The 26,270-nt window shown below is 45.3% G+C and carries 27 protein-coding genes; 13 read left to right on the top strand and 14 right to left on the bottom strand.

The genetic code is table 11. The features are described 5' to 3' along the window. Positions 1–63: 63 nt before the first annotated feature. Positions 64–2,838, top strand: a complete 2,775-nt coding sequence (locus ABMY42_RS14705) for an amylo-alpha-1,6-glucosidase (protein ID WP_349266478.1) — start codon at positions 64–66, stop codon at positions 2,836–2,838. A 62-nt stretch (positions 2,839–2,900) separates the two neighbouring features. On the opposite strand, the gene ABMY42_RS14700 is transcribed toward ABMY42_RS14705, so the two are convergent. Together ABMY42_RS14700 and ABMY42_RS14695 are read right to left on the bottom strand one after the other, a co-directional pair. Further along, complete coding sequence (locus tag ABMY42_RS14700) at positions 2,901–3,812, bottom strand: MalM family protein (protein ID WP_349266477.1); 912 nt, start codon at positions 3,810–3,812, stop codon at positions 2,901–2,903. A gap of 95 nt (positions 3,813–3,907) precedes the next feature. Next, positions 3,908–5,296 carry a carbohydrate porin gene (locus ABMY42_RS14695; protein ID WP_005450008.1) on the bottom strand — a complete coding sequence of 463 codons (1,389 nt, stop codon included), beginning with the start codon at positions 5,294–5,296 and terminating at the stop codon, positions 3,908–3,910. A 473-nt stretch (positions 5,297–5,769) separates the two neighbouring features. Here ABMY42_RS14695 and ABMY42_RS14690 point away from each other — a divergent pair, with 473 nt between their 5' ends. Continuing rightward, positions 5,770–6,465: a VC0807 family protein gene (locus ABMY42_RS14690; RefSeq protein ID WP_005450007.1), complete on the top strand. Its 696-nt coding sequence runs from the start codon at positions 5,770–5,772 to the stop codon at positions 6,463–6,465. 95 nt (positions 6,466–6,560) lie between these two features. Here ABMY42_RS14690 and ABMY42_RS14685 read toward each other — a convergent pair whose 3' ends face one another. After that, complete coding sequence (locus ABMY42_RS14685) at positions 6,561–8,594, bottom strand: TonB-dependent receptor (RefSeq protein WP_009695861.1); 2,034 nt, start codon at positions 8,592–8,594, stop codon at positions 6,561–6,563. Between the two features lie 275 nt (positions 8,595–8,869). On the opposite strand from ABMY42_RS14685, the gene ABMY42_RS14680 reads away from it, so the two are divergent. From ABMY42_RS14680 to ABMY42_RS14670, 3 genes are all read left to right on the top strand, one after another. Further along, a complete protein-coding gene (locus ABMY42_RS14680) occupies positions 8,870–9,274 on the top strand; it encodes an AraC family transcriptional regulator (protein ID WP_349266476.1) in 405 nt (134 codons plus the stop codon). 63 nt (positions 9,275–9,337) lie between these two features. Continuing rightward, entirely contained in the window at positions 9,338–9,724 is a 387-nt protein-coding gene (locus ABMY42_RS14675; protein WP_193222998.1) for a VOC family protein, read from the top strand. A gap of 190 nt (positions 9,725–9,914) precedes the next feature. Continuing rightward, entirely contained in the window at positions 9,915–11,000 is a 1,086-nt protein-coding gene (locus ABMY42_RS14670) for a methyl-accepting chemotaxis protein (protein WP_009695860.1), read from the top strand. A gap of 105 nt (positions 11,001–11,105) precedes the next feature. Here ABMY42_RS14670 and ABMY42_RS14665 read toward each other — a convergent pair whose 3' ends face one another. Both ABMY42_RS14665 and ABMY42_RS14660 read right to left on the bottom strand, forming a co-directional pair. After that, on the bottom strand, positions 11,106–12,116 hold the full coding sequence (locus ABMY42_RS14665; protein ID WP_349266475.1) for a zinc-dependent alcohol dehydrogenase family protein: 1,011 nt from the start codon (positions 12,114–12,116) through the stop codon (positions 11,106–11,108). 95 nt (positions 12,117–12,211) lie between these two features. Further along, the gene (locus tag ABMY42_RS14660; protein WP_069687945.1) at positions 12,212–12,811 is read right to left on the bottom strand and encodes a LysE family translocator; all 600 of its coding nucleotides are present in this window, start codon (positions 12,809–12,811) and stop codon (positions 12,212–12,214) included. A 121-nt stretch (positions 12,812–12,932) separates the two neighbouring features. On the opposite strand from ABMY42_RS14660, the gene ABMY42_RS14655 reads away from it, so the two are divergent. After that, a complete protein-coding gene (locus ABMY42_RS14655; protein ID WP_069687944.1) occupies positions 12,933–13,412 on the top strand; it encodes an Lrp/AsnC family transcriptional regulator in 480 nt (159 codons plus the stop codon). Positions 13,413–13,456: 44 nt separating this feature from the next. Here the strand turns inward: ABMY42_RS14655 and ABMY42_RS14650 are convergent, their stop codons facing one another. Continuing rightward, on the bottom strand, positions 13,457–14,272 hold the full coding sequence (locus ABMY42_RS14650) for a helix-turn-helix transcriptional regulator (RefSeq protein WP_349266474.1): 816 nt from the start codon (positions 14,270–14,272) through the stop codon (positions 13,457–13,459). An 84-nt stretch (positions 14,273–14,356) separates the two neighbouring features. Here ABMY42_RS14650 and ABMY42_RS14645 point away from each other — a divergent pair, with 84 nt between their 5' ends. From ABMY42_RS14645 to ompV, 5 genes are all read left to right on the top strand, one after another. Then, positions 14,357–14,599 carry a hypothetical protein gene (locus ABMY42_RS14645; protein WP_349266473.1) on the top strand — a complete coding sequence of 81 codons (243 nt, stop codon included), beginning with the start codon at positions 14,357–14,359 and terminating at the stop codon, positions 14,597–14,599. Between the two features lie 54 nt (positions 14,600–14,653). After that, positions 14,654–15,346, top strand: coding sequence for an MOSC domain-containing protein (locus tag ABMY42_RS14640; protein WP_349266472.1), 693 nt, complete (start codon positions 14,654–14,656; stop codon positions 15,344–15,346). 200 nt (positions 15,347–15,546) lie between these two features. Next, positions 15,547–16,053: a GNAT family N-acetyltransferase gene (locus ABMY42_RS14635; RefSeq protein ID WP_349266506.1), complete on the top strand. Its 507-nt coding sequence runs from the start codon at positions 15,547–15,549 to the stop codon at positions 16,051–16,053. Between the two features lie 117 nt (positions 16,054–16,170). Continuing rightward, on the top strand, positions 16,171–16,380 hold the full coding sequence (locus ABMY42_RS14630) for a hypothetical protein (RefSeq protein ID WP_005449994.1): 210 nt from the start codon (positions 16,171–16,173) through the stop codon (positions 16,378–16,380). A 202-nt stretch (positions 16,381–16,582) separates the two neighbouring features. After that, positions 16,583–17,359, top strand: coding sequence for an outer membrane protein OmpV (gene ompV, locus ABMY42_RS14625; RefSeq protein WP_009695852.1), 777 nt, complete (start codon positions 16,583–16,585; stop codon positions 17,357–17,359). Positions 17,360–17,437: 78 nt separating this feature from the next. Here the strand turns inward: ompV and ABMY42_RS14620 are convergent, their stop codons facing one another. The 5 genes from ABMY42_RS14620 to ABMY42_RS14600 form a co-directional block, all read right to left on the bottom strand. After that, positions 17,438–18,676 (bottom strand): DEAD/DEAH box helicase, encoded by a 1,239-nt coding sequence (locus ABMY42_RS14620; protein ID WP_009695851.1) that lies wholly within the window; start codon positions 18,674–18,676, stop codon positions 17,438–17,440. A 155-nt stretch (positions 18,677–18,831) separates the two neighbouring features. Next, positions 18,832–19,374: a peroxiredoxin-like family protein gene (locus ABMY42_RS14615; protein WP_005449990.1), complete on the bottom strand. Its 543-nt coding sequence runs from the start codon at positions 19,372–19,374 to the stop codon at positions 18,832–18,834. 235 nt (positions 19,375–19,609) lie between these two features. Next, on the bottom strand, positions 19,610–20,170 hold the full coding sequence (gene sigZ, locus ABMY42_RS14610; RefSeq protein ID WP_349266471.1) for an RNA polymerase sigma factor SigZ: 561 nt from the start codon (positions 20,168–20,170) through the stop codon (positions 19,610–19,612). A 167-nt stretch (positions 20,171–20,337) separates the two neighbouring features. Then, entirely contained in the window at positions 20,338–21,513 is a 1,176-nt protein-coding gene (locus ABMY42_RS14605; protein ID WP_349266470.1) for an aminotransferase class I/II-fold pyridoxal phosphate-dependent enzyme, read from the bottom strand. A 159-nt stretch (positions 21,514–21,672) separates the two neighbouring features. Then, the gene (locus tag ABMY42_RS14600) at positions 21,673–22,017 is read right to left on the bottom strand and encodes a hypothetical protein (protein ID WP_340699760.1); all 345 of its coding nucleotides are present in this window, start codon (positions 22,015–22,017) and stop codon (positions 21,673–21,675) included. Positions 22,018–22,180: 163 nt separating this feature from the next. On the opposite strand from ABMY42_RS14600, the gene ABMY42_RS14595 reads away from it, so the two are divergent. Together ABMY42_RS14595 and ABMY42_RS14590 are read left to right on the top strand one after the other, a co-directional pair. Continuing rightward, the gene (locus ABMY42_RS14595; protein WP_005449975.1) at positions 22,181–22,708 is read left to right on the top strand and encodes a DUF2975 domain-containing protein; all 528 of its coding nucleotides are present in this window, start codon (positions 22,181–22,183) and stop codon (positions 22,706–22,708) included. 11 nt (positions 22,709–22,719) lie between these two features. Continuing rightward, positions 22,720–22,935 (top strand): helix-turn-helix transcriptional regulator, encoded by a 216-nt coding sequence (locus tag ABMY42_RS14590; RefSeq protein ID WP_005429033.1) that lies wholly within the window; start codon positions 22,720–22,722, stop codon positions 22,933–22,935. Between the two features lie 109 nt (positions 22,936–23,044). Here the strand turns inward: ABMY42_RS14590 and uxuA are convergent, their stop codons facing one another. From uxuA to ABMY42_RS14575, 3 genes are all read right to left on the bottom strand, one after another. Beyond that, entirely contained in the window at positions 23,045–24,232 is a 1,188-nt protein-coding gene (gene uxuA / locus ABMY42_RS14585; protein ID WP_005449973.1) for a mannonate dehydratase, read from the bottom strand. 129 nt (positions 24,233–24,361) lie between these two features. Next, positions 24,362–25,153, bottom strand: a complete 792-nt coding sequence (locus ABMY42_RS14580) for an FCD domain-containing protein (protein ID WP_005449971.1) — start codon at positions 25,151–25,153, stop codon at positions 24,362–24,364. A 107-nt stretch (positions 25,154–25,260) separates the two neighbouring features. Further along, positions 25,261–26,244: a TRAP transporter substrate-binding protein gene (locus ABMY42_RS14575; protein ID WP_005449968.1), complete on the bottom strand. Its 984-nt coding sequence runs from the start codon at positions 26,242–26,244 to the stop codon at positions 25,261–25,263. Between the last annotated feature and the right edge of the window lie 26 nt (positions 26,245–26,270).

Genomic DNA, 26,270 nt, shown 5'->3' with positions numbered 1-26,270 from the left:
TTCTTTCATGTTCGTATTTGGCACAGTTCGCTGTGCCTTTTTTATTTTATGAGACTCTAGAATATGCCCCAATACCCAACGTTATATCTGAAAGGCACACTAAATGGTTGGGGGCTAGATACGCCTTTCCAGCCAATTGATGAGCACCAACTACAAGCTAGCGTAGTTTTCCCAGCCGATAGACACCAATTCAAAATCGCCGATTTGAATGGCAGCGAAGAATGGACGTTCGCCGCAGATGATATTAAAGCAGTGAATATCAGTTTGAATCAAAAGCTTTCGCTTATTCCAACTCAAGGCATTGGTAATGATTTGGTGTTTGAACCAAAACAATCAGGTCGTTATTTGCTGACGCTCGACTTCAGCACAGCGTCGCCAAGTCTAAGCGTCAAACCCGCAATGGCAGACACCGCCTCCTTACTCACTCAATTGAAATTCGATCATCTCATCACTTCGCAATCAGGTCCTATCCCCGCGAAATCATTACCAAGCACAGCCAAAATCCTTCCGCTCGATGAGTTGTTCGAGGCGTTGGCGATCAAGAGCGAAACGCCTTTCCCATTTGTGTTTGGTGATAACCTCGACGGCTACTATGAAGGTACCACACACAGCGCTTTGGGCACGGCACGTTATCGCCATCATCAAGGTTGGTATTTAGGTGGTTTCGCCTCAAGCATTGGCAACGTATTCAACGACAAAACACAGGCGCAGTATGCCTGCTTAATGCCATATGGAATCGAGCATCATTATGAGAATGCCAGTAAAGATGGCTTGTCCTTGATTGCAGGGCAACGCCTTGCTGCACTGAATGTGGAATCCACCAGCAGCGAAATGTTGGCACTGTTTCCTGAACTCAACCTCAATCCATCGTACTGCCAAGTAGAAGCGTTGGAAGATTGCCTGCTTATCTCTGTCGATCCAGACATCTGCCCTGAAGGCTCGCTCTCGTTTATCGCGATCAGCGCAAACCAAAGCTTCCGAGCACAAACGCTCAATGAGAGAGATTCGAACGTCAGTGATAACGTACTATCCGGCAGCCAAAACATTCAAATTAAGCTCAGTTCAGAGACCACAACGAACCGCTTTACTGCCTACTTTGCGTTCTCCAACAGCAAAACCGATGCAATCCAACAAGCACAAAACGCAGCCCTCGAACATGCAGAGTTGAAACATCAAAACGCAGTATTTGAGTTTTTGACCAAGAACTATTTTTGGTGTGACGATCTGGAATACAACCGCGCCGTTATGTGGGCACGATTGGCCAGCCGAACCTTCGTCAATAAAGAGCTGGGTACCGGCATCTGGGCGGGGTTGCCATGGTTTAAAGACTGTTGGGGCAGAGACACCTTTATCGCGCTGCCCGGCACCAGTTTAGTAAATGGCGAGTTTGACGAAGCCCGCGACATCATCACCAACTTTGCTTCGATGCAGTTAGATGATCTGAAAGACAAAAATCATGGTCGAATTCCAAACCGTGTCACCAGCGAAACTAATATCATCTACAACACGACCGACGGCACACCGTGGATGATTCGCGAGATCTTCGAATACATTAACTACTCCGGTGATACACAGTTCGCCCAGCAAATGTTGCCCATCATAGAGCGCTTTATTGAAGGGGTTGAAAAGCATTACCTCGATGATGATGGCTTGATGCGACATCGCGATCCCGATACCTGGATGGACGCCAAGATCAACGGTCAGCTCCCATGGTCTCCTCGTGGACCGAAAGCCAACGACATCGAAGCATTGTGGTTTGAGAGTCTACAAGTGGCAAACCAACTTGCAAAATGGAATGGTGACCACGCCTTAGCGGAACATTGCCAAACTTTGGCGAACAAAGTGAAAGCCAGCTTTATCGACAAGTTCTGGGATAGCGAATCCATGTGCTTAGCGGATCATCTCAAGCAAGACGATGTGAAAGACATCAGTATTCGCCCAAACCAGCTAATGACATTGACCATTCCGACCAACCAAGCCTTAATTCCAGAGTATATTGGGCAGCACATTGTGAAGAACAGCGTCGAGCATCTGCTTTTCCCTTGGGGCATCTGCTCTTTGCAACAAGAGCACCCAGAATTCCACCCCTATCATGACAACCGCCCTGAGTATCACAAAGATGCGGCATACCATAATGGGACCATTTGGGGTTGGAACGCAGGCTTCACTGTGGGCGCACTTACCCGTTACCAGCAACAGGATTTAGCGTATCAACTGAGCAAAAACTTAGCCCATCAGATTTTATATCAGGGACATCGCGGCACCATGAGCGAAAACTTGGATGCTTACCAAGCGTCTGCGACGTCCGTCATTCAAAGCGGAACTTATGCTCAAGCGTGGTCAGTGTCGGAATTTGCTCGTAACACTCAGCAAGACTATCTCGGCTTTACGCCACAGCTCTCGCGCAACACCATCAAGCTTTGCCCAAGCTTACCATCAACTTGGAAACACCTAAGCGCTCGACTGCCGTTTGGTGATAACAACGCCCTGCATGTTGACGTCGAACAAGCTGAGAAAACCAAGTTCTCATTTGAGTTTGAACGCCCTCAACCTGAAGTTCAGTTCATCGTGAAACTGCGCGGTCAGGAATATGAGGTCGGCATTGAAGCCGATGTGATTGACGGTTCAATTGAGATCGAATGGTACCCAGAGTCCGGGAAAGTGAGGTGTAATCGTGATGGTGTAAAAACCATATTGAAACCATTAGCACCAGTTACTTTGTTGGAGGGATTAACCTTCACTCAACCTAACCCAGCACTATCGCACCGAGCGCTTGAGGAAGAGAACTACTTGCTCAACAAGCGTTCTGCAGAAAAGCTATGTATTGCTAGAGACTAAAAAAACTCAGAGGGCGCGAAAGCGCTCTCTGAGGTCCAAAAATAGACACTTTAATAATGGAGTTACTTGTTATCTACGGCGTCAACAAACACTTTCTGTGCGCCGTCGATACCCAATCGGTTGGCTTCTTCTAGCAGCGTCATCGCTTTTGATGTTTGGTTGTTCTTCACTGCTGCTCGAATAGATTCAAAATAATAGGCTTGTGTATCAGCATGAACACTCGTTGATGCCGATTTCGTGTTCGAACCTACTGCTGACGATGTTTGCATGGTTGCTGAAGCTGGCGCTGACAATTTTACCGGAGCCACCACAACTGCCGCTTTCTGTGTCTCTGTGGTACGTGAAGGCGCGGCTAACGATAAGGTTTTGATCGCCACTTCCAAAGAGCCAAAAGCTTCATAAGTATATTTCGGGTCGGTCACCATCGGCATTGGCTGACCCAACTCCACAGCACGCTCTTTGGCAGGATGAGGAATTTGAATCGAATCACCTAGCTCGCTTTCATCAGTATAAACAATAAAGTAAGGCGTTTTCTCAACGTCGAGCGTAAAGCTCAGCTGGTATTGAGTGCGCGTAAGCATGCCCGTGGTTTCGATATCAAAGCTATCATGATCATTGATATTCACGATATTGAACGCTTTATCTAAAGTGATCAGCTTAGGCGCGAAAACCTCGCCATTGACCATATGGCTGACAAGCTGAATATTCACTTTGCTTGAACGCGCTGGCAACTTAAACGCAGCAAAATAGCTGTTCCCTTCAGCGAAGCGACCTACCGGCGAATCCGCATTAATCGAAAACTCAATTTGCTCATTAGTGCCGAGCTCTAACCATGGAAATTCAGAGAAGTTATTGCAGCAAACTGCCGCTTCCGGCACCGATTGCAACGTCGTCGCTTCCAATGTTGGAGAAGCCGCACATGCGGTTAACGCCGAGCTCAACATGAGGGCAAGGATTACACGGTTTTTCTGCATGATTTATCTCTCTTTCTCAAGGTAAAACAGATCTGCTAAACAATCATTCAAAAGCAAATAAGGCAGCGCTATTCGCTGCCTTTTGCAAAGTGTGGTTAGAACCAAATTTCGGTGTGAACACCAATCACGGTTTCATTTTTACCATCCTCGATGCCAATCTGACGCGCGCTCGCTTCATCATCAGCGGTAATGTAGCTCACGTAAGGTTTGATTTGAGGACGACCAAAGTAGTCTGCGTTTACAGTAAACGCCGCCGCGAGTTCGATGTTGTAAATATCACTTTCGACATCATCCCCTGTACGTCCCCAGTAGCCTTCAGCCCCTTCTTCATGACCATAAGACGCCGTCATCTCAAGACGAAGGTTATCGTTCACTTTATAAGAAGGACGGACAGCCACAAGGTAGCGTTTTAAGTCATCAGCACCAAACAGTTGGTCGAGTGCACCGATATAGGTAATTTCAGAACCCATCTGCCAGTTTTCAGAGATGTTTAGCACACCGTAAGAAGTGAAGAATAGAGATTCAGCTTTATCGTCACCGCCAGACCAACCACCAAAGTTCACGCCACGGTTTTGCGCGACACCTTTACCGTAGGCAAGTGCGTTTTGCGTCCAACCGTCTAAGCCGTAGTAACTCGTGTTCAAAGTAATTGCAGCGCCAAAGCCATCATCTGAAGAATTGTCTTTGCCTTCTTGCTGCATGTATTTAAAGTCGAAATCTACGCTACCGAAGCCCACATCTACGCCATAGTAGTAGAAATCCAAAGTAGAAACGGTAGTGCGCTCAGCATTGGCTTTAACAATCTCACACGTCGACGCATTGCTGTTGTCTTCACACACCAACACATCTGGTGCGCCTGCGTCTGGATCGGCAATCACATACGCGATACCTGCGGTGTTGCCAGCGAGCTTAGTTTGAATACCGGCACCAACACCTGATGACTGCTTCCAGAACTCACCAGATAACAGACCAGACGCACGATTTAGGAAGCGTTGACCACCCCAAATCGAGGTGTCTTCCCCAAAGTAAGGCAGCGCACCGATTTCAACAAACGCTTCCTTCACTTCAAACTGTGCAGTGGTATTGTCTTTTTGGCTACCCGCAGAAGAGTAGGCATAAGAGTTGCCGTTGCCATATTCAGAGCGAACAACAAAGTCAGACCAAACACCGTTCGCGTGCTCAGTATGCTTTTTGATGATGAATTCAACTTGGTTGGTACTCTTACCGTGTGTACCTGCTGTTTTGTAATCTGGTTTGCCAAATTCAGTATCCACTGATTTGCCATCAACAGTTCTAAAGTTCATTGACGCATAGCCGAAGATTTCCCAACCATCAGCGATAACATCGGTACCATTTACTTTTTCAACAACGGGTGCGGCTTCATCACCAGCGATCACATCTAACGCCACTTCGGTCTCAGCAAAGACGGCACCTGTCATTAAAACAGATGTAATTGCGGCAGCCACTGCACTTACTTTTTTCATTCTAAACTCCGATACGGACAACTAAATTCGTGTGCTTCTCTTGCGGAAAGCATTGCTGTTTCTATGACGTATGATGGAGTGAAAAATAAGCGGCTAAAAATTGATTTAATTGACGATGATATTGTTATTTTTTATATCAGAGCGGTTTGAGATGGATTTTAAAAGCATTGATAGAATCAATTACAACGTAATGCGCGTTAAACGAACTAAGAATGATTCACGGTAAATAGTAAGGAAGATGAGAATTTGTGAACACTGCCAAATTTAGCGTTTTAAGCGCACGGCGGTTTTGAGATCACGATGCAGCACATATTTGCCCCGCCAAACACAACTTACGGAAATAAAGCAATATTACCGTCCCATTTCATAAGTCGTTACACAACTCGGGGCTTTAAGACTTTACATCTGGCGCAAGGAGTAGAACACTTCTCACAAAGTAAAACCCAAGCCGACATAGTAGAGTCAGTAAAATTATGAGTAACACCACGGCGAAAAAGTCGAATCCATTATTCGAAGTCCTGTTTAACGTCATCATCCCTTCCTTCATTTTGATGAAGTTCAGCGGTGAAGAACACCTAGGTACAGCAATGGCACTCGTTGTTGCCTTGGCGTTCCCATTGGTTTATGGCGGCATGGATCTTATCCGCAACAAGAAATTCAACTTCATTTCTGCACTTGGTTTTATCAGTGTGCTGTTAACCGGTGGTATTGGCTTGTTAGAGCTAGACACACGTTGGTTAGCGTTAAAAGAGGCGTTGATTCCAGGCCTGATAGGTATTGCAGTGTTAGGCTCAACCTTCACTCGTTATCCGCTAATGCAAAAGCTTGTATTGAACGATACCATCTTGAACCTACAACTGATTAACGAACGTTTAGAGCAGAATGGTAAAACGCAAGCATTTGAGCGTTGCCTGATGTCGTCGAACTATCTGTTCGCTAGCACGTTCGCTTTCTCATCTGCGATGAACTATTTTCTAGCAACTTGGATTGTGACTAGCCCATCGGGCACAGCGGCGTTCAATGAAGAGTTGGGTAAGCTCACCCTTTACAGCTACCCAATGATTGCTATCCCAAGTATGTTGATGATGTTTGGTATTTTCTACTACATCTGGCGTCAAGTTCGCGCGATGACGTCGCTAGAAACCGAGCAGATCTTCCATACCAAGTAATGCTTGTTGCACCTTGATAGGCAAAGTTAGATAAAAAGAACCCCGATAATTGATAACCAATTATCGGGGTTTTGTTTTTAAGAGTAATTTATCACTTAGAAGCTGTAAGCCACTGACGCTTTGAAGTTACGACCAGCTTCGTAGCTAGTGTACTTATCTGAACCCCAAGAAATACCAAAGCCTGTATGCTCTGCGTACTGCTTGTTGAATAGGTTGTCTACCGCTAGGTTAAGTGATAGGTCTTTTGCAAAATCTGGTACGTAAGCCGCCCATAGGTTGTGCGTTGCAAAACCTGCACGTTCAATCTTGTCACCATCTTCGTCTTTGTAATCATTACCCGGAACGAAACGTGAATCCCAGCCGAACACAAACTCGCTGGTTAGATCGTACTTGAAGCCCGCCTTGATGTTATGGATACCAGTTTTGTTCATGTGGCTCTTCTTGCCATTCTTCAGGCTCGTTTGCTCACCATCAGAGTATGAGTGGTTTGCGTAAAGCGCGAAGTCTTCAATGCTGTAGGTGAATACCGTCTCTACACCCCAAACTTCAACATCGTATTGGTTTACCAAAGTTGTGTTGTTTTTGGTTGGGTGCATTTGGTTATCTAGATCATACTGGTAAGCAGTAAAACCAAGGATTGCATCGTCTGCCATCAGCAAACCAGACATGTCGTAATCAAAGCCTGCTTCGTAGTTGTTACCCGTCATCGCTTTGGTATCAGACTGTTTCACATCGCTCGCCGCTTTCATGGTTAGCGTTTCTGGCAATGAAGCCCCTTTGAATAGACGACCGTAACCAATACGAAGTTTTAGGTTGTCTGTGGTTTGGTATTCACCTTGGAACTTAGGCGATAGTTGATCGTATTTACCTTTAAACACGCCACCCAGCTCATGAACATCGTAGCGAAGACCAGTTACGAAACGGAAGTCATTAATCTCAAACGCATCTTGAGCGTAAATACCGTAAGCCGTTACAGTACCGCCATCCATGTCGTAGTTCTTCGTTTGACCTTGTTTTGAACCTGAGGTGTAGTGACCTAAACCAGAGTCAATCCACTGCTCCGCTTTGTAGCCTTCGAAGCCGTAAGTCAGCTCGTGTTCACCAACCCAAGAGATATTGCGGATGTCACCACCAATGGTCGTCACGTTGTATTCGCGATCAGGAATCGATAGGTCACCATCTTTGGTGAATTCCCAAGCGCCGTTCACCTTCTTCCAATCGCCGTACTCTTCGACTAACGCGTCGCGTTCCATGTATTGACGGTTGTAGTACAAGTTGGTTTTTAGGTTAACCAAGTCGCTTCCATTATCGAAACGGTGCTCGAACGTCACGGTATCACGGTTAAGTGAGTTGTAGTTGTGATCATCATGTAGGTAAAGTGCGCCTGCTTTTTCACCCGATAGCTGACGCTTACCGCCATCTTGGTAGGTGTTAAAAGTAAGCTTAAATTCATTAGCATCGTTTGGAACGAAGACTAGCTTCACCAAGCCAGATTTCAGTTCACCTTGCTTTGAAGTCACGTCATCTTTACCAGGAATGTAAAGATCGCCGTCTTCTGAGTAGTTGATGATACCCATCAACTGAAGTTCATCATTCAACTGCGCGTAAACCGCAACATTCGTCGTGAAGCGCTCATAAGCCGTTTGATACCCCGTTTTAACGCGAGCACCGACGCTTTCGCCTTCCGAAAGTAGATCGCTGGGATCTTTCGTTTCGTATTTAAATGAGCCGTTAATCGCACCAGCACCAGACAGTACAGAGTTACCACCTAGCGTGATTTCAGCTAACTTAAGCATCGCAGGATCGAACGTTTGGTCGCCCGAGTGGTGGAATAGCTGACCTTCTTGACGCGCACCATCAATGGTTACGACAGAGAATTTGTCTTCCATACCGCGAATGTAAACTTTACGAGAGTAACGAGCGTTACCGTCAACCGTAACACTCGGCATGGTGTTCAATACGTCTTTAATATCCGACGCTTGTTTGAGCTCTAACGTTTCAGCGTTGATCTCAGTTTGAACAAGTTGATCAAGGGCAGAACCGACAACAACGATATTTTCATCGGAAGCGTGAGCAGCAAAAGAGGCAATGGCAACGGTGATGGCTGCTGATAGTGACTTCAGTTTCATAATACTACTTATATTTTATAAACAACAACGTGGTGCGAAGCATAATACACAACATTAATGATAATTAATCTCATTTACATTCTTTACGTTAATGAGTGATTTATTTTTATTCAGAATGAACCAGGCATCGTCAGTAAATCACTCAGCAGAAAAGAGCAAAAAAGTGCGAGGAAGTGGGTGTTGGACGGTTTTGAGTAAAGTGAGAAGTAGATAACCTCCACGAGTCTGCTTCCAGTGTTAGACTAAAACCACTCTCTTTCGCTTTGTGAAATACGATGCCATCTCGCCCAAAAACCTTTTATGAACAAGAAATCGATCGCGTGTACAGCGAGATGCCGTTGAGCCCAAAACAGTACCTCCTGATCAGGCAGTCCAAGGCATTTATGGAAAAGCATCACTCAGAAAACATCGAGCTAAACGACTTAGCCAAAGCGGCTTTTATGTCACGCTTTCACTATGTGCGGATTTTCAAACAGATGTATGGTGTCACGCCGCGAAGCTATTTAAGGGATATGCGGATTAAAAAAACCAAAGTGCTGCTCAAGGAAGGTCACTCGATTACGGATACTTGTTTTCAGGTTGGCTATGAGAGCTTAACCACGTTTTCGAGTGTCTTTAGAAAGAGCACAGGTTACTCCCCCAAAGCGTTTCAAAAAATGTATAAAAGCAATCTAGAATAAGTTTTTGAGCCAAGCTTTCGCTATCTTTTACTTATTCCAAAACAGTAAAGGTGAATACCCGGGATCAGAATTTCCCTAACCAGCGTTCCTGTTAACGATCAAGATAGAGCTCTCGATTTCTATACCAATATCCTTGGTTTCATTAAAAAAGCAGAAGTACCAATTGGTGAGCACAAATGGCTAACAGTGGTCTCTCCACAAGAGCAATCTGGCGTGGAATTATTGTTAGAACCGATGGCATTTGGTCCAGCAAAAGTATACCAAGACGCGTTGAAAGAAGCCGGAATCCCATGGACGTCGTTTGCGGTCGATGACCTGAATAAAGAATATGCAAGATTAACTGAGCTTGGCGTGCAGTTCTCAATTGAGCCACGAGAAGCAGGCACGGTCATGATTGCGGTACTTGACGATACCTGTGGTAACTACATCCAATTGATGCAAGAGCTTTAAAAACGGCTCATGAGCGGATAGAAAGAACAGAGGTTATCAGGTAAGCAACAAAATCTGAGACCTCTTGTTTGTATAAAGCCCTACCGAAAAAGTGTGATTACACCAAGCAAAGATATGAAAGTGATCGTGTATTCGATATCCAACTCGATTAGCATGGATTTTTTAACATCCTGTCACATTTATAGAACCTATGTTTGGATTAAAACGAATCAAATCAGAAAATGAGCTGCTAAAGCAAGAATTAGCAGACCTCAAACAGAAGTACCAAACTGACGTTGCCGCTCTGGAAAATCAGCTCCAAGAGGCTCAGCAGCTTGTTCGCTCCGCTCAACAGGAACACCACAATAGTGATGAGTTGATGTCGAGCAGTTTGAAAGGTGGAGATATGCTCCAAACCATTCGAACAGAGATGGTGGAGAGTGCGCAATCTATGGCGCATGAAAACCAAGAACTGCAACAACTAGATGAAATGTTTAAGCAGACTCATCAAGCTCTTGCTCGTCTTGATAATCGAGCCGTGAAGATCAGTACGCAAGCCTCACAAAGCATTGAATCGGTTCAAATATTAGATAAAACTGCCACTTCTATTTCCCTTCTTGTATCGACTATTCAAGAGATTTCTGACCAAACGAATTTGTTGGCATTAAATGCAGCGATTGAAGCAGCACGAGCCGGTGAAGCAGGCCGCGGATTTGCCGTGGTAGCAGATGAGGTAAGAAACCTTGCCGGCAAAGCCAGCGAAGCCAGTGAGCAGATTGATTCTTTGGTGAACCAAGTACTAACGCAAGTGAACGCGATTAAAACCTCGATTGATGAAAACCAAACTTGTGCTGAGGAAGTGTCTGCCTCTTCTGCGCAGATTGGTTCTATTGTCAACGAAGTGGTCGTGAAATCGGAACACATGCAACAGGTGATCCATATTGCTTCCACACGCGCTTTCTTGGATACGGTCAAACTCGACCACGCCATTTGGAAGAACAATATCTACCGTCTCCTACAAAAAGGCGCGTTTGGTGAAACCGTTAATAGCCACTCTGAGTGTCGCTTGGGTCAGTGGTACTACCGTGGCGATGGCAAGGCTTACAGCCACTTAAGAAGCTATGCATTGCTTGAAGAACCACACAAAGGCGTGCATGACGGTGGACGTGAAGCAATGAGCCAAGCCAAATCTGGCAACATGGCAGGCATGGTGACTGCAATTAACGCCATGGAAGACGCCAGCGAACAAGTCGTAGTACAAATCGATCGCCTAATGGATGAAATCATCGCGAGTTAAAGGCACCTCAATTGCTCTTGGCTAGAACACAAAAGGGATGGTGAATACCATCCCTTTTTTGTTCTTCAATTTACCCAGTAACCTCAAGGTGTTTGAATACTGTTACTACATGGTCAGTATAATTTTGCCTTGCAGCGTGACTGTCTCATCTTCTATCAGCTCAAAAGCACGCTGGAACTGTCCTAACGGAAGGTAGCAATCCACATCGAGTTGTATTTGGTGTTCCATAAAGTGTTCTAGCATCTCGGCAAAGACTTGTTTGCGAACGGTCTTACCAACCGACTCTTCCCAATAGCGCAAAAAGAACGTACTGAAGTCGATATTGTTTTGCTTCATACAAGCGAAGAAAGCTGGCTCATAAGGGGTGAGTGAAAGCGTTCCATAATTGATGTATGTTCCCGAATTACGCACAATTTGGATGAGTTCTGTACCCAACTTGCCGCCAATGGCATCGAATGCAACATTGGGTTGAGGTAACTCTCGGGCATCAATTTGAGATTGCAGATCTTGCTTACTATCTAGCACTGCAATGGAGTCGTATGGATAACGCTCTGGCGCGGAGCTTATCGCAATCAAAGTAAATCCACGCGAGTGCGACAACTGAGCGAAGATCTTACCAATCGCAGAATTGCCTGCGTTGATGATCGCCACGTCATCTTTACTTAACTTGGCAACGTGAGTGGTGATCACCCAAGCCGTCAGGGCATTGATATACAACTGGCAAGCGTAGCCATTCTCAAGCTCTTCCGGCACTGCAAAGACATTCTCCTCAGGCGCATCGACATAGCTTTGCCAAGCCCCACTCTGTGCCACCAGCACCTTTTGCCCAATTTGAAATTCGGTTTGATGCGGATCGTTTATCTCAACCACTCGCCCAACCGCTTCAAACCCAGGCACTCGCGGCGGTACGTGGGTACGACGATACTGCCCTACTCCCTGAATCGACAATCGGTCACTTGGATTAATGTTTGTGGCTTCGATTTGCACGCGCACTTTGCCCAAAGCGAGTGGCTCTAGCTCAACATGCTCCAACACCAACGATTCACTTGGCGAGCCAAAGCTCAGTTGATTAACGCGAGTGTTTGTCTTGGTCGAGTTGGTCTTAGTTAAGCTCATCTTGATACCACTGAATTGCTAGAGAGAATATGGCGCGCCATAGCGAAACGGGTATATAACGTTTTCTCGGCGCGCACGTCAAATTGGATAAGAGCTTAAACGGGCTGACTCAGCATAAACACCACCACTAAAGCGAGGCTGCTGCCCATGCATCGGTTTACCCACACCACCTTTTGTGGTGACTGAATAAAGCGGTTTAATACGGTGCCAAAGTACGCCCAAGCAAACATCCCCAGCACACCGGTTCCTACCATTACGCTGATAATGATCACTACCTGAGTCAGGTAATCATTGTTTGGTGAGATAAATTGAGAGAACACCGTCAGCGACGCGACCCAACTTTTCGGATTAAGAATTTGCACCCAAACGCCAGATAAAAAGCCAGACTTTTTCGCATTCAAATCGTTGTCGAGTTCCATTGTGGCAATCGACCATGCGAGATACAGCAGGTAGACCGCACCAATCCACTTCAACGCTGTGTACAAATCTGGGTAAAGGGTAAACAAACTGACAAGCCCCACACTTGCACCAACCAACATGATGATCACCCCGACTGCATTGCCCAATACAAACGGCACGGTCGCAGAAAACCCATATCGGCTTGAAATACCTAACAGCGCGACGTTACCTGCTCCCGGCGTTAAAGAAATAGAAACGGCAAACAACAAAAATGCCGCTAGCAATTGAGCACTCATGCACTCTCTCCCAAAAAGTAATCAACGAATATGGGAAACAGTTTAACGATTTGGGTAGAAAGAAAATTGCTATCTGCGCTACGATAAAAGTCAATTTGAGCAGACTATTTCTAAAACAATTATGAAAAAGAAAGAATCCACCAACTTTGAATTAGATAGTACTGATTTCGCCATCCTTGACCATATTCAGAAAGATGGTCGCATGAGCAATTCTAAGCTTGCCGAGACCGTCAACCTGAGTGAAACACCCTGCTGGCGACGCTGGAAGAAAATGGAAGAGGAAGGTTACATTGAGGGTTACGCTGCAAAGCTAAACCGTAAAAAACTCGGTTTCCAAGTTTCTGGTTTTACTCTGGTTACCCTCGGCAGTCATGAGGTAGAAAACACCACGCCTTTTGAAGACTTTGTCGCAGAAACCGATTGGATCTTAATGTGTCACTGCATTGCAGGCAGCGCGGATTACATGGTGCAAGTGGTGGCGAGAGATTTAGACGAATACTTTGACCGCATCAGTGCTATTCGCCGCGTGAAAGGCATCAGCGCCATTCAATCTAACGTCTCCGTTAAGGAAATCAAGAGTACTTTCCAGTTGCCACTATAGTAGTGTGATGGTGGAGACTGATGTTGTGGGCAAGATTGGACTCGCTATCCCCGTCGCCCATTAACACGAAACTGCTGTGGGGTGACATCAAAATAGGCTTTAAACGCTTTGATGTAAGAAGAGTCATTTTGATACCCCACTTGATCGGCAATGCTTTGGATGGATAGTTCTTCATCTAGCAAAGAGAGTGAATAAATCAGCCGAATTTGTTGTCGCCAAAGTTGGAACGAGGTGTTGAACTCTTTGGAGAACAAGCGCGACAAAGTTCGCTCGGATGCGCCGACTGTCTCTCCCCACTGTTTGAGTGACCAATCCAATGCTGGCGTGTCGGTCAGCGCTTCGAATATCAGCTTTAAGCGCCTGTCTTCTGGCAGCAGTAACTGAAAGGTCTGCACGTTATCTTTCATGATTTGATCGTGCAGCACGCCTAGCAATCGTGAGACTTCCTCATCACTAACGAACCCTTCGCATTGGCGGCGTATTTCCTGTAACAACTCATTCAGAAACGGAGTAAGTGTGATGGTTCGAACTTGATGCTCGTATTCAATGCCAAACTCAGGGTTCAGGTAGATACCGACAAATGTCGTATGGCTTAGCGCGATGGATTCATGTTGAATACCCGCAGGTACAAACAGCGCAGAGGTATGGGGCACAAGGTGTTGATAATGATCGGTTTTGGTTTGTAATAACCCTTTGATAGGGAAGATGACTTGATGCCACGTGTGTTGGTGCAACGCATCAATGTAACCTTTGGGCATGTCGATGGTCTTAACCAAAGCTGGTGAGTGGGGATTGGCAACCATCATCTCATTGGAGGTCATAACACCGGAGTGAGAATCGATTTGGCGGGTTGGCATCATTAACTGTCCTTACATCCCTACTCTGACACAAGTTCACTAGGCTATCATGCTCGGCAAAGTGAATGAAGCCGTGAGGTGCGACGTATGCGATATCAAGTTGAAATATCCAAAGAAAACCAACTCTTATTCAAAGTCGATATTGATAACATCAACCAAGACAAGTGCAAAGCATCGCTTGAAACCGTGTTAACCAAGTTTCCTAAAGCGGAAGGTTATCAACGTCATGTGTTGGTTTCAGATAGCGAAACACGTTACTTAAAAAGTACAGAAAAGCGCATTGAAGTACTGGCAGCGATTCCGGTGTTCAAATCATTGGGTGAGCGATAACGTGATTTTGTCTCACGCCGTTTGGCAAATCAGTTTTAGCGATAAGGAAAGAATATGAAGAAGTTAGGCGTAGTTAACAGCATATTAGCAGGTAAAACCGTTGCCTTTGCACATGGTGCGAAAAGTGCGATTAACAAACAGGTTCTACCTCAGCGTCAGCACGCAACAGAACTGGGTTTTACCAACGACGAACAAGGCGATCCGCGCTTTCATGGTGGGATTCAAAAAGCCCTTCATATTTACCCAAGCGAGCACTATCCGGTTTGGCAGCAAGAGCTGGGCGATAAAGCGATTTTCCAATCAGCTGGGGCGTTCGGTGAGAACTTAAGCTCAAGTGGCGTAACAGAAGCGTCCATTTGCTTGAAAGATAAAATCCGCATCGGCTCAACCTTATTGGAAGTGTCACAAGGGCGTATGCCTTGTTGGAAACTCAACGTCCGCTTCGAGCAAAACGACATGGCGAGAAGACTCCAAGATACGCTTCGAACAGGCTGGTACTTCAGAGTGTTGCAAGAAGGCGATATCGGTGCAGGTGACGAGATTATTCTGTGCGAAAGACCTTACCCAGACTGGTCATTGGCTCGCATCATGGGCGCAGTATTTACTGGTTGCCTAGATAAAACAGAGCTAAGCCAGCTAGCGGAACTTCCATTGGTTGAATCTTGGAGCAAGCTTGTTGAACGCCGCTTAGAAACTGGTGAAGTCGAAGATTGGGAGATGCGTTTGGTTGGTCCGACTGCGGGTTAATTCCCGTTTTGACTCCCTGAGAGAACAAAGCGTATCCCTTCCGATATCCGCCCCACAACCAATTCAGTGGGGCTTTTGCTTTTTAGCCGTTCAAAACCGTAAATCTGTATTTAAGCTGGAACTTAGCTATTAACAAAGGTTAATGAATCCCGTACAAATACTCTTTATGTTGTACCCAAAATAATACAAGGGGAAGCATGATGCTCGAATGGAGAATTAAGAAATTCGCAGATCTGTCTGTTCAAGAGCTTTACGATTTTTTGCAGCAAAGAGTCAATATTTTCATCGTAGACATGAACACGCCATACAGCGATTTGGATGGTAAGGATAACCATCCCGACACCTACCACGTGATGGGGTATGATAACGAACGTCTGGTGGCTTATAGTCGTATTATGCCTCCGAAACTCGGATATCCCGTTGACGTTTTACCCTTGCTGAACTCTGATGCCAATGACGTGTGTATTGGTCGCGTTATCGTTGCAGAGGACTACAGAGGGAAAAACATCGGTAACCAATTGATGCAAGTGAGTTTCGGTGCCACAAGAAAGATCTACCCGACCGACAGCATTTTTATATCCGCACAAGCGCACTTGAAAGACTACTACGGCAAGTTCGGCTTCGATGTTGTCACCGATAGCTACTTGGAAGACGGATGCACTATGTTGGGTCTTAGACACATTCCGAAAGTTATCTGCTCAGCATAAAACCATTCATCATCCTATACGTTCACTTATAACGCTATTAGGCGTTTTATCTCAAAGCCAAAACCGTCATCACTTTGCTCTGTATCGTGTATTGAAACAAAGCAAAGGAGAAAGGCAATGAGCGGACAGTTAGTAAGATTGGTTTTAAGATGGATGCATATATTGTGTGCGCTGTTGGTAGGTGCAGCGCTTTATTCACCGCTGAAGGCAAATGAAATGTTCATGACGTTAACGTTATTTGTACTTGTTCCCGTCGTTGCTATCACAGGCGTTATGATGTGGAAGCAAGGGAAAGTCATGAAGTACCTTCACCGCAAACCCAGTTAAATCATCTCAACGGCGATAGAGATCATCTATACCAATATCTCAACCATGCCTTCACAGCGGGCATGGTTCTACTTCTTAGCGTTTTTTTTAGGCGAAACCATACATTTCTTAAAGTCATCATTACACTTCCATACGCTCTGCTGATAGAGGGTTACAATTTTATTTTGTACAGTGTTCAAAACCAAACAACTGGGACAGAACAATGAACAAAACAATTATTGCATTATTAACGTTGACGGCTGCAGGCACGGCAACAGCGGGTGATACTTACATTCGTAACGGTAACATCTACAACAACGAAGGTGGCTGGATGGTCGAAGCTGGCGTAGTACAAGCGAGCGATCTTTTCAAAGACCAAAAACACAACACTGCGCCAGTTCTAAACGGTGGCTACCATGGTGAAGACTTCAACGCTGATTTAGGCGGTATTAACTACCGTTTCCTAGGTGACAACGATGAACTACTGAACATGAGTGCTTACGTGGTAGGTAGCGGTGTACCTCGTGATAGCGATGTAGCGAAAAGCCTAAAAGGTACGAAACGACGTGATATCGCGATCGATCTAGGTTTGAACGCAGATTTCAGACTTGATCCAAACAACGTGATCTCAACTTACCTACAACATGATGTATCAGGTGCTTACAAAGGCTTCCAAGGCGGTGCTACTTACTTCCATATCATGAATATCGGTAATGTTGATTTCGTACCATTTGCGAGCGTGTCTTACCAAAGCAAAGATTACGTTGATTACTACTTCGGTGTAACAGACAAAGAAGCACGTGCAAACCGCAAAGCATACAAAGGCGATGCAACCGTAAACTACGGTTTAGGTTACAAACTGGTAGTGCCAATCACTGAGCACTGGCAAATCAGCCAAGTATCACAATACACTCGTCTAGGTAGTGGCATCAGCGATTCTTCTATCGTAGACAGTGCAAACCAATGGGCAGTAGGCGCGACAGTTTCTTACAACTTCTAAGCACTACCCCTATTTAGACACACACTCCATTTAATTAAAAAGCCATCATTACGATGGCTTTTTTTTATTTGGTTTTGCTCATTTAGCTTTAGGCGCTTGACGTTTCGGCTTACCTTGAAACTGCTTAATGCTCTTTTTGGCATTGGTTCGGCGATTGGCTTTTTTATCACGTGGGGCGCGCTTGCTTTCGCCTGTTGATGGCTTATCCGTTACAGGGAAACCTTCAAGGTCTTGCGTTGGCAATTCACGTTGCGTCAAGTTACGGATCGCTGTAAGCGCTTCGGTTTCTCCATGGCAGACCAGCGACATTGCGACACCTTGCTCGCCAGCACGCGCTGTGCGCCCAACTCGGTGAACGTATGTTTCCGCATGCATTGGCAATTCAAAGTTAATTACTACTGGTAGTTGCTCGATGTGAATACCGCGAGCTAATAGATCGGTAGCGATCAACACCTGTGTTTGCCCGGACTTAAACTGCGCCAACGCTTCTTCTCGCTCTGCTTGGCTCTTATTACCGTGCAGCGCATTGGTTGTAATTCCAGCTTTGTTCAATTTCTTCGCCAAACCATCAGCGTTCTCTTTCGCGCCAATAAATACCAATACCTGCGCCCATGCATTTTGCTTGATCAGTTCAACCAACGCTTTGGTTTTGCTGCCTTTGTTGACGAGATACAGCGTTTCGGCAATAGCTTGATTGGTGCTGTTTTCTTGATGCGCTGCTACCTGTTTTGGTGCGTGCATGAGTTGCTTGGCTTTGCCCTTCAACTCATCAGAAAACGTTGCTGAGAACATCGCGGTTTGACGCTGGTTTGAAATCTGCCCTGCAATATTTTGCACGTCTGGCCAAAAGCCCATATCCAGCAAACGATCCGCTTCATCCAACACTAGATAATGGATATTACTCAGGACCAAACCGTTGTTCACCAGATCAACTAAACGACCGGTTGTCGCCACAAGAATGTGGGGATTTGACGCAAGTGCTTGTAGTTGCTGCTCTTTATCAACGCCACCACACAAACACACTGCGTTAAGACCAATAGATTGACCAACTTGGTTAATCGCCTCGCTCACTTGTGTCGCCAGTTCACGTGTAGGTACTAGAATCAGCGCTTTTTGCTCTGGATTTACACTTAGCTTTTCCAACAAAGGCAAACCATACGCAAGGGTTTTACCACTGCCTGTATTTGCCAATGCCAACACATCTTTACCACTGAGTAGCTCAGGAATAGCCAAAGCCTGAATATCAGTTGGCTTCTTAAAGTCTTTTGGCAGTGCGTGAATCAGCTCAGAACTCAAAGAGAGAGTAGAAAATGGCATTAGCTTAACCTTGTGCTTTTGATTGAAGAGGCAGTAAAAGATGCGGTAAATCGCAGGCGCGGACTTTACCACAATCTAGGAGACGAACAATCCAATTTTAGAAGAGGAAGTCTGCGAACGTCGTTGGTTTTTAATACCTCAAACCAAAACAGTGATTAGATTGCCGCTTGGTAGGTACCACGAATAGGGTAATCATTTTCTGGGTTACGGATAAACGCCAACCCTGAGAGCAAGACTTCTAGGTCAGGTCGAGCGAATGGACCGTTGGAAATATCGACTAACTGAACTTGTCCTTTACTGTTCACCACAAACAAACCTGGCTCTGCAAAGAGATGGTCTGTCTCTTTTTCTGAGCGAGGCTCCGAGATATACAAACCTAGCGTTTGCATCTGCTCTACTGTCAAACCATAAGCCACTGGGAACGTGACGGTCAGTTGCTCCTTATGCTGCTCTAGCTGTGCTTGGCTATCTGCGGACACCGCTACGATATCCATCCCGAGTTGTAAGAATCGCGCTTTTAGTGTCTCTAGTTGGTTGAGATAGCGAGTACACAAAGGGCAATGTTTACCACGGTAAACCACCACTAAACGCCAATCGACATTCTCTGAAGGCTTACCTAGCACGATTGTATCGCCATTTAACGTTGGTAGAGTGATAGAGGGAAACAAATCACCTGCGGTAAATTTCGTCGTTGTCATTATTCAGTCCTATTTACTTCACATTGTTCACGGTAAAGCGGGCGCGACACAGGTTGGAGTGGAGGGCATTGCTGCCCTCACATGTCGCGCCCTAATCAAGAGACCGGAGTTATCATCGAATGTATTCGTTACATTTGTCAGAATTAATACGTTCAATAACCACAACTTTTAAAAATGTGAACGCAGAGCCAAAACTCTGCGCTTTTACATTGTAAATCGAGCGGATATTTTAGCTTTATGCCACTTCAGCACTATACATTTGAGCCATGTGAAGGCATTGCGGTTCTGGTGAGAAATCAACGATACCTCCTCGCCCAGCTTCAACATTACAGTACTCAACTAACAAGGCTTTGAGCTTAACTCGACCGCGCTGAATTCGGCTTTTCGTCGCAGAAAGCGAAAGCCCCAACTGATCCGCTACCATTTGTTGAGGCAAACCATCGAGTTCAGACAAAATCATGGCTTGGCGATATTTCTCTGGTAGGCACTCAAACATTGGGCGCAAACAATGCCCCATGGTTTGTAGATTCTCCAGCTCTATCGGCATTTCCTCTTCAATCTGATTGTCTATCAGCTCTTCATAACTTTGCTGCGTACGATAGTGATCCATGATCGCGTTGTGCGTGATGCGATATAACCAACTTTTAATTTTGCTTCGCGCTTCTAACTGGTCGATCTTTTGACTCGCCTTGATGTACACCTCTTGCAAAATGTCATCGGCTAAATCTGGATCACTGGTCTGTTTGACAATGTAGTTTTTGAGCTGCTCTTTGTGCGTCAACCACTCTGCTAACATACGACGGTCTCTATACATAAAAATATAATTCGATATTAATCGAAATATAAACCGTATGGCAAGTATGACATAGACCGCTAAGACTCAGACTCAACCGCGCCATCTGCTAGCGCTTTGATACCTTTAGTGATGGTTTGTGTCATCGTTTTATTCTCCTACCACTTCACTTATTTACGTTTATCGACAGCGGCTTTAAGCAACTCAAACGAGGTTTGAATTTGCTCTAAAGAACAAGCGAAGTTCATGCGGTAGTAGTTTTCATTGGGTTCACCAAACCAAGTACCTGGCGTTAGCGCCATTTTGGCTTCTTCTGTCAGCAAGGCTTTTAACTGAGAAGGTTCCAATTCTAAACCAGAAAAATCCAACCAAATTTGGTTGGTTCCTTGTGGCGGGAACGCTTTCACCAGTGGCAAGTTGTGCTCAATAAACTCAATAATCCAGTTACGATTGTTTTGCGTGTAGGCATAAAAACCTTCAAACCACTCTTTACCTTGTTGGTAAGCCGCAATCGTCGCGTAAGTGGTAAACGCATTGCCATGATCGATAGACAGTGAAGCCGACGTCGCTTTGATTTTCTCGAAAAGTGCTTGGTTATCGCTGTAAATATAACCGTTAGAGATGCTGTTCAAACCAAAATTTTTCGCCGGCGAGCCAATGATCGTCAGGCTGTTTTCATAACCTAATGAAGTCATACTGGTAAAGGTGGAACCTTCAAACACAATGTCGGCATGCACTTCATCGCTGATGATCATCACCTTGTATTTCTCAGCTAACGCCACCATGCGCTCTAGTTCTGCTTTCGTCCAAACACGCCCCACTGGGTTATGAGGGTTGCACAGCAAAATCATTTGCACTTCACCACTTTTCAACTGATTTTCAAGCAGCTCAAAGTCCATCACGTAGTAGTCGTTTTCAATTTTCATTGTGTTGCCCACAACAGTACGACCCGCAGATTCAATTAAACGTCGGAATTGATGATAAACCGGTGTCTCGATCAGAACGCCCTCACCTTCTTTGGTGAACTCGCGAATCAGTAGCGCAATCGCACTCAGTACGCCCGGCACTTGAACAAAGTTATCAATGCTAAGCTCAAGACCATGCAAATCCTTATTCCAATCAGCAATGGACTGAAAAACCATCTTGCTATCAAACTCGTATGAGAAGGTTTCACGGCTGACAAGTTGCTGCATCGCTTGCGAAATAGGTGATGCAATAGGAAAGTCCATATCGGCAATCCAATACGGTACGACTTGGTCTGTTCCGTACACTTGGTTGAGCATTTGGCTATCGTGCTTGATGAATTTATCTTTAATGTCTGAACGCGTTGGTTGCGGCTTGAACATGGAATTCTCCGGTCAAAATAGTTGTGTCTAATAAGACGACATCGCAAAGAAAAAGACGCAGATTATTTGCAACTCTTCATTATAAAAGTGACTTTCGATCACTTTTTACGCTAAGAATCATAGTGTTAAAGAGCAAAAATTCACAATAAATAACTGTGGTTAATCAAAATCCCATGAGAAGCCAACACTAACATCGCCATCGTCGTTCGACTGCATGCGGGTTTTAATGTTGCTGTTTGGAAAATGCGTGATGTAGCACTCGACGTTTTTCTTTTTGTTCGCATCGGCAAGAGATGTGAATTGCTCTTCTGTCCCTCGCGTACATTTATCATCGGTAAAAGCGTCATGTTTTGGCGTTGTATCCAGCGCGTATGGAGAACTCTCCCATGTATTGCTCTCTTCGAGATTGTAGTCTTTGGCCAAATCATCCAAAAAAATACCCTCAGCTAAGCTAGGAGCAGATACCGTTAGCAACATCGTTGTTAAAAAAATCGCCTTATTCATTCCCCGTACCTTTATTCATCAATTTTATAAATCCACTTGGCAACATTAAATACTCGCATTAAGAAAAGCAATAAAAAATTATCGTAAAACGATAAGTTTTTATTGCGATATTATTTTTAACTGATTAGGATGAGCGAAAATTAAATCTGATATGAGGTTTGTCATGTCTCAACATTCCATAAGCAACTTTAGTCGTAAGCTACTTATCCTATTTTGGTTTTCTATGATCTTCACAGTTGTGCTCAATACCGTCTTTTGGTTTGGGGCAACTATGTTTGATGCGGAGTGGTTTCACGCCACCTTTCCTATTGAAGTGGCGCTCCCTCTTTCCGTTACGCGTTCTATAATTGGCTACTTCCCAAGCATGATCTCAACACTACTGACAGTGGCCTTACTGTGGCAGCTCATCGTCCTTTTCCGTTTGTATGAGAAAGGGCAGATTTTTGAACGCCAAAATACGGAGTGTTTTAAGAAACTCAGCTACTTACTGATCGCAACACCGTTTATTGAAGTCACGATGGACGTGCTTCTTAGCTTGGCTTTGTCGTACAATGACGGGAATTGGAATGTGTCAGCGGAAGTAGACGACAGCGACATTACTATGATGGTCATCGGTTTTATTGTCCGAGTCATCGCTGTAGTGATGGATAGAGCAGTCGAGCTACAAGAAGAAAGTGAGCTGACAATTTAAGTGAATGGTATATGGCGATTGTAATCAACTTGGATGTAATGCTGGCAAAACGGAAGATGCGCTCTAATGAACTAGCGAAGCTCATTGGTATTACTGAACAAAACTTATCGGTACTCAAAAATGGTCGTGCTAAGGCGGTTAAGTTAGCCACTTTGGAAGCCATATGTACGCATTTAAATTGCCAACCAGGTGATATTTTAGAGTTTGTGCCGGATGACGACGATTAACACCCTTCATCCCTAATCAGCTTAAATAAAAACCGAAGCATTACGCTTCGGTTTTTTGCTTTTATTAATATGGTTTGATGACACTCTCTGGTGTGCTTAATAAATTCAATTACTTAGTGTAGAAAGCGCGTTTTAGTGCCATCTCTAGACCACGCACTTCCGCAAGACCTTTCAAGCGACCGATGGCTGAGTAGCCTGGGTTGGTCTTCTTCTTCAAATCATCCAGCATTTGGTGACCATGGTCAGGACGCATAGGAATTAAACGGTGATCGCCCACTTCTGCGCGGCGTTGTTCTTCATCCAAAATTGCCATCACCACATTGTACATATCCACATCGCCATCAAGGTGCGCCGCTTCGTGGAATGTCATCGGGTTGCTTTCTTCACGTTTGGTTGAACGCAAGTGAGTGAAGTAAACACGGTCACCGTGCTTTTTAATCATTTTCACTAGGTCGTTGTCACCACGAACACCGTAAGAGCCGGTACACATGGTTAAACCATTCATTTTGCTTGGTACTTTTTCAGTCAACCAATCAATATCTTCGATGGTTGACACAATGCGTGGCAGGCCAAGAATTGGGCGCGGTGGATCGTCTGGGTGTACCGCCAATTTCAAACCATGCGCTTCACACACTGGCATGAGTTCTGCCAAGAAGTGCGCCATGTGCTCACGGAGTTTGTCTTTGCTGATGCCCGAGTAACGGTCCAATTGTGCTTGGAACTCTTCTAGCGTGTAACCTTCTTCTGCGCCCGGCAAACCAGCAATGATGTTGCTTGTCAGCTGTTGAATTTGATCCGCCGTCATGTTGTTGAAGTATTCAAGGGCTTGCGCTTGCTCAGCTTCGGTATAATCCGCTTCTGCGCCCGGACGCTTAAGAATATGCAGCTCAAATGCCGCAAAAGCGATTTGGTCAAAACGTAGCGCTTTAGAGCCATCCGGCATTTCAAATTCGAGGTCTGTACGTGTCCAGTCGAGTACTGGCATAAAGTTGTAGCAGACCGTATCTACGCCGCACTCAGCAAGATTACGCAGCGTTTGTTTATAGTTGTCGATCCATTGTTGGAAGTTGCCCGTCTGAGTTTTGATTTCTTCGTGAACAGGAACACTTTCAACCACCGACCACGTTAAGCCTTTCTCTTCGATGATGGCTTTACGTTTTAAAATCTCTTCTTTAGACCACACTTCACCATTTGGAATGTGATGCAAGGCATTCACAATGCCTGTTGCGCCTGCTTGACGAATATCGTCTAGCGACACAGGGTCATTCGGACCGTACCAACGCCAAGTTTGTTCCATGACACTCACCTTTTTTAAGACGCACTCAGCCCGCTCGAATTTATCAAGCTAAGTGCACAACGACTTCTTAATATGCAGCCACGATAATGCAGCTGCGCTGACTAGAGCCGACCGAAGCCGGCAATGTGGTTAACCGTTTTCAGCGCCCTGCAGAACAACAGGGTTGGAACTGAATAAGTAACCATCAAAATTCGGGTCATCGATGTCAGACAGCTCCAACAGGCGCTGTTTAACGTTTTCAAGGTGTTGCCACATGGCATTTTTTGCAGCGATTGGATCTTTACGCTGCAATGCGGCAAGGATTTTGGCGTGATCGTCTAACCACTCTTCACGGTAGTCTTGACCAGCAATGTGAGAATGAAGTTTATTCCACATTGGGCTGCTCTCACGTCGCTCCCAAGATTGCTTCAGCATGTCCACCAGCACAGAGTTTTGAGTTGCCTCTGCAATGCACATATGAAACTTCTCATCACCGTTACAATCTGCGGTACCGCTGGCGAGTTCTTCTCGTTCTAACTCAAGGGCTGCACGCATTTTCACGATGTCGCCTGGCGTTACTTGCATCGCTGCAAATTCCGCAATGTTACTTTCAAGTAACTGGCGAGCTTGGAGCATTTCAAACGGACCGGCATCATCGCTGATCACGTTCTCACGGGAGTTCGGTTGAGATGGAATATTGATAACATACACCCCAGAACCTTTCTTCACTTCGACAAGGTTTTCCAGCTCCAGCATGATGATCGCTTCACGCACTACTGTGCGGCTAACGTCGAGACGTTCTGCGATATCGCGCTCAGGCGGCAGCCTATCTCCGACCACGTAACGGCCATTGATAAGTTCTTGTCTAAGGACTAAACCGATCTCTTGATACGGTCTTTTCGGTTCAAAAGGCATCATGATGATATTATCACTATATTCCATCTAACTTCTCACGCCATCATAACGACCAATAACAATTGGTCAACCTCTATGTACCAGAATGTGGTAACACCTTGTTTTCGATTGTTTATTACTAATTACTTTGTGAATTACTTAACTGCTTTGATCTTCTCAACCAGTTCATTTAATTCAGGATTTGTCTTTTCTAAGTCCGCGTACATTGGTTGAACCGCTTCAACGAATGCCGCTTTATTTGGTTCAACAAAAGTTACGCCCATCTTTTCAGCTTTTGTACGCTCTTTTGCTTCTGACTCAGCCCACAATTTCTTCATGTATTCAGAAGAGTCTGCTGCTGCTTTCATCAGTGCTTTTTGCTGCTCAGGTGTTAGCTTGTCGTACGTTTTAGTCGAAATAACCAATACGTCTGGCACCATTGTGTGCTCGTCTAGGCTGAAGTATTTCGATACCTCACTGTGACGGCTCAAGCTAAATGATGGGATGTTGTTTTCCGCAGCATCCACCACGCCTTGTTGTAATGCTGTGTATAGCTCACCGTATGCCAATGGTGTTGGGTTACCACCTAACGCTTTTACCATCGCAATCGCAGATGGGCTCGGCTGTACACGCACTTTCAGACCTTTTAGATCTTCAGGCGTATTGATTGGCTTGTTGGTGTAAAAGCTACGAGCACCAGCATCGTAGTAAGTCACACCAATAAAGCCGCTGTCTGCTGAAGAATTCAGGATTTCACGACCTACTTCACCGTCGGTCACTTTGTAGTAGTGGTCTTTATCGCGGAACAAGTAAGGCATGTTGAATGCCGCATAAGCTGGGGAGAAAGCTTCCAATTCTGCCGCGTTACTCTTCACCATATCCAGAGCACCGTTTTGCATTAGCTCCATCGATTCACGCTGAGTGCCTAGCTGCGCATCAGGGTAGATACGGATACGAACTTCACCGTCTGTCATTTCACGAACTTCTTTTGCCATAAAGTCCATTGCTTTATGTACTGCATGGTCACGAGGGTGGTTGTGACTTAGCTTCAAAGTGGTCGCAGCATAAGCAGAAGCAGTGGCGCCGAAGGTCATTGCAGCACCTACTACAGCGCTTAAAAGAGTCTTACGCGTCATCATTGTTCTATTCTCCTTGGATTGGTTGT

Origin of the sequence: Vibrio sp. SSH13-20, from assembly GCF_040104475.1 — a bacterium.
In the GTDB taxonomy this organism is placed as follows: Bacteria; Pseudomonadota; Gammaproteobacteria; order Enterobacterales; family Vibrionaceae; genus Vibrio; species Vibrio harveyi.
This window is presented reverse-complemented; position numbering and strand designations above follow the sequence as displayed.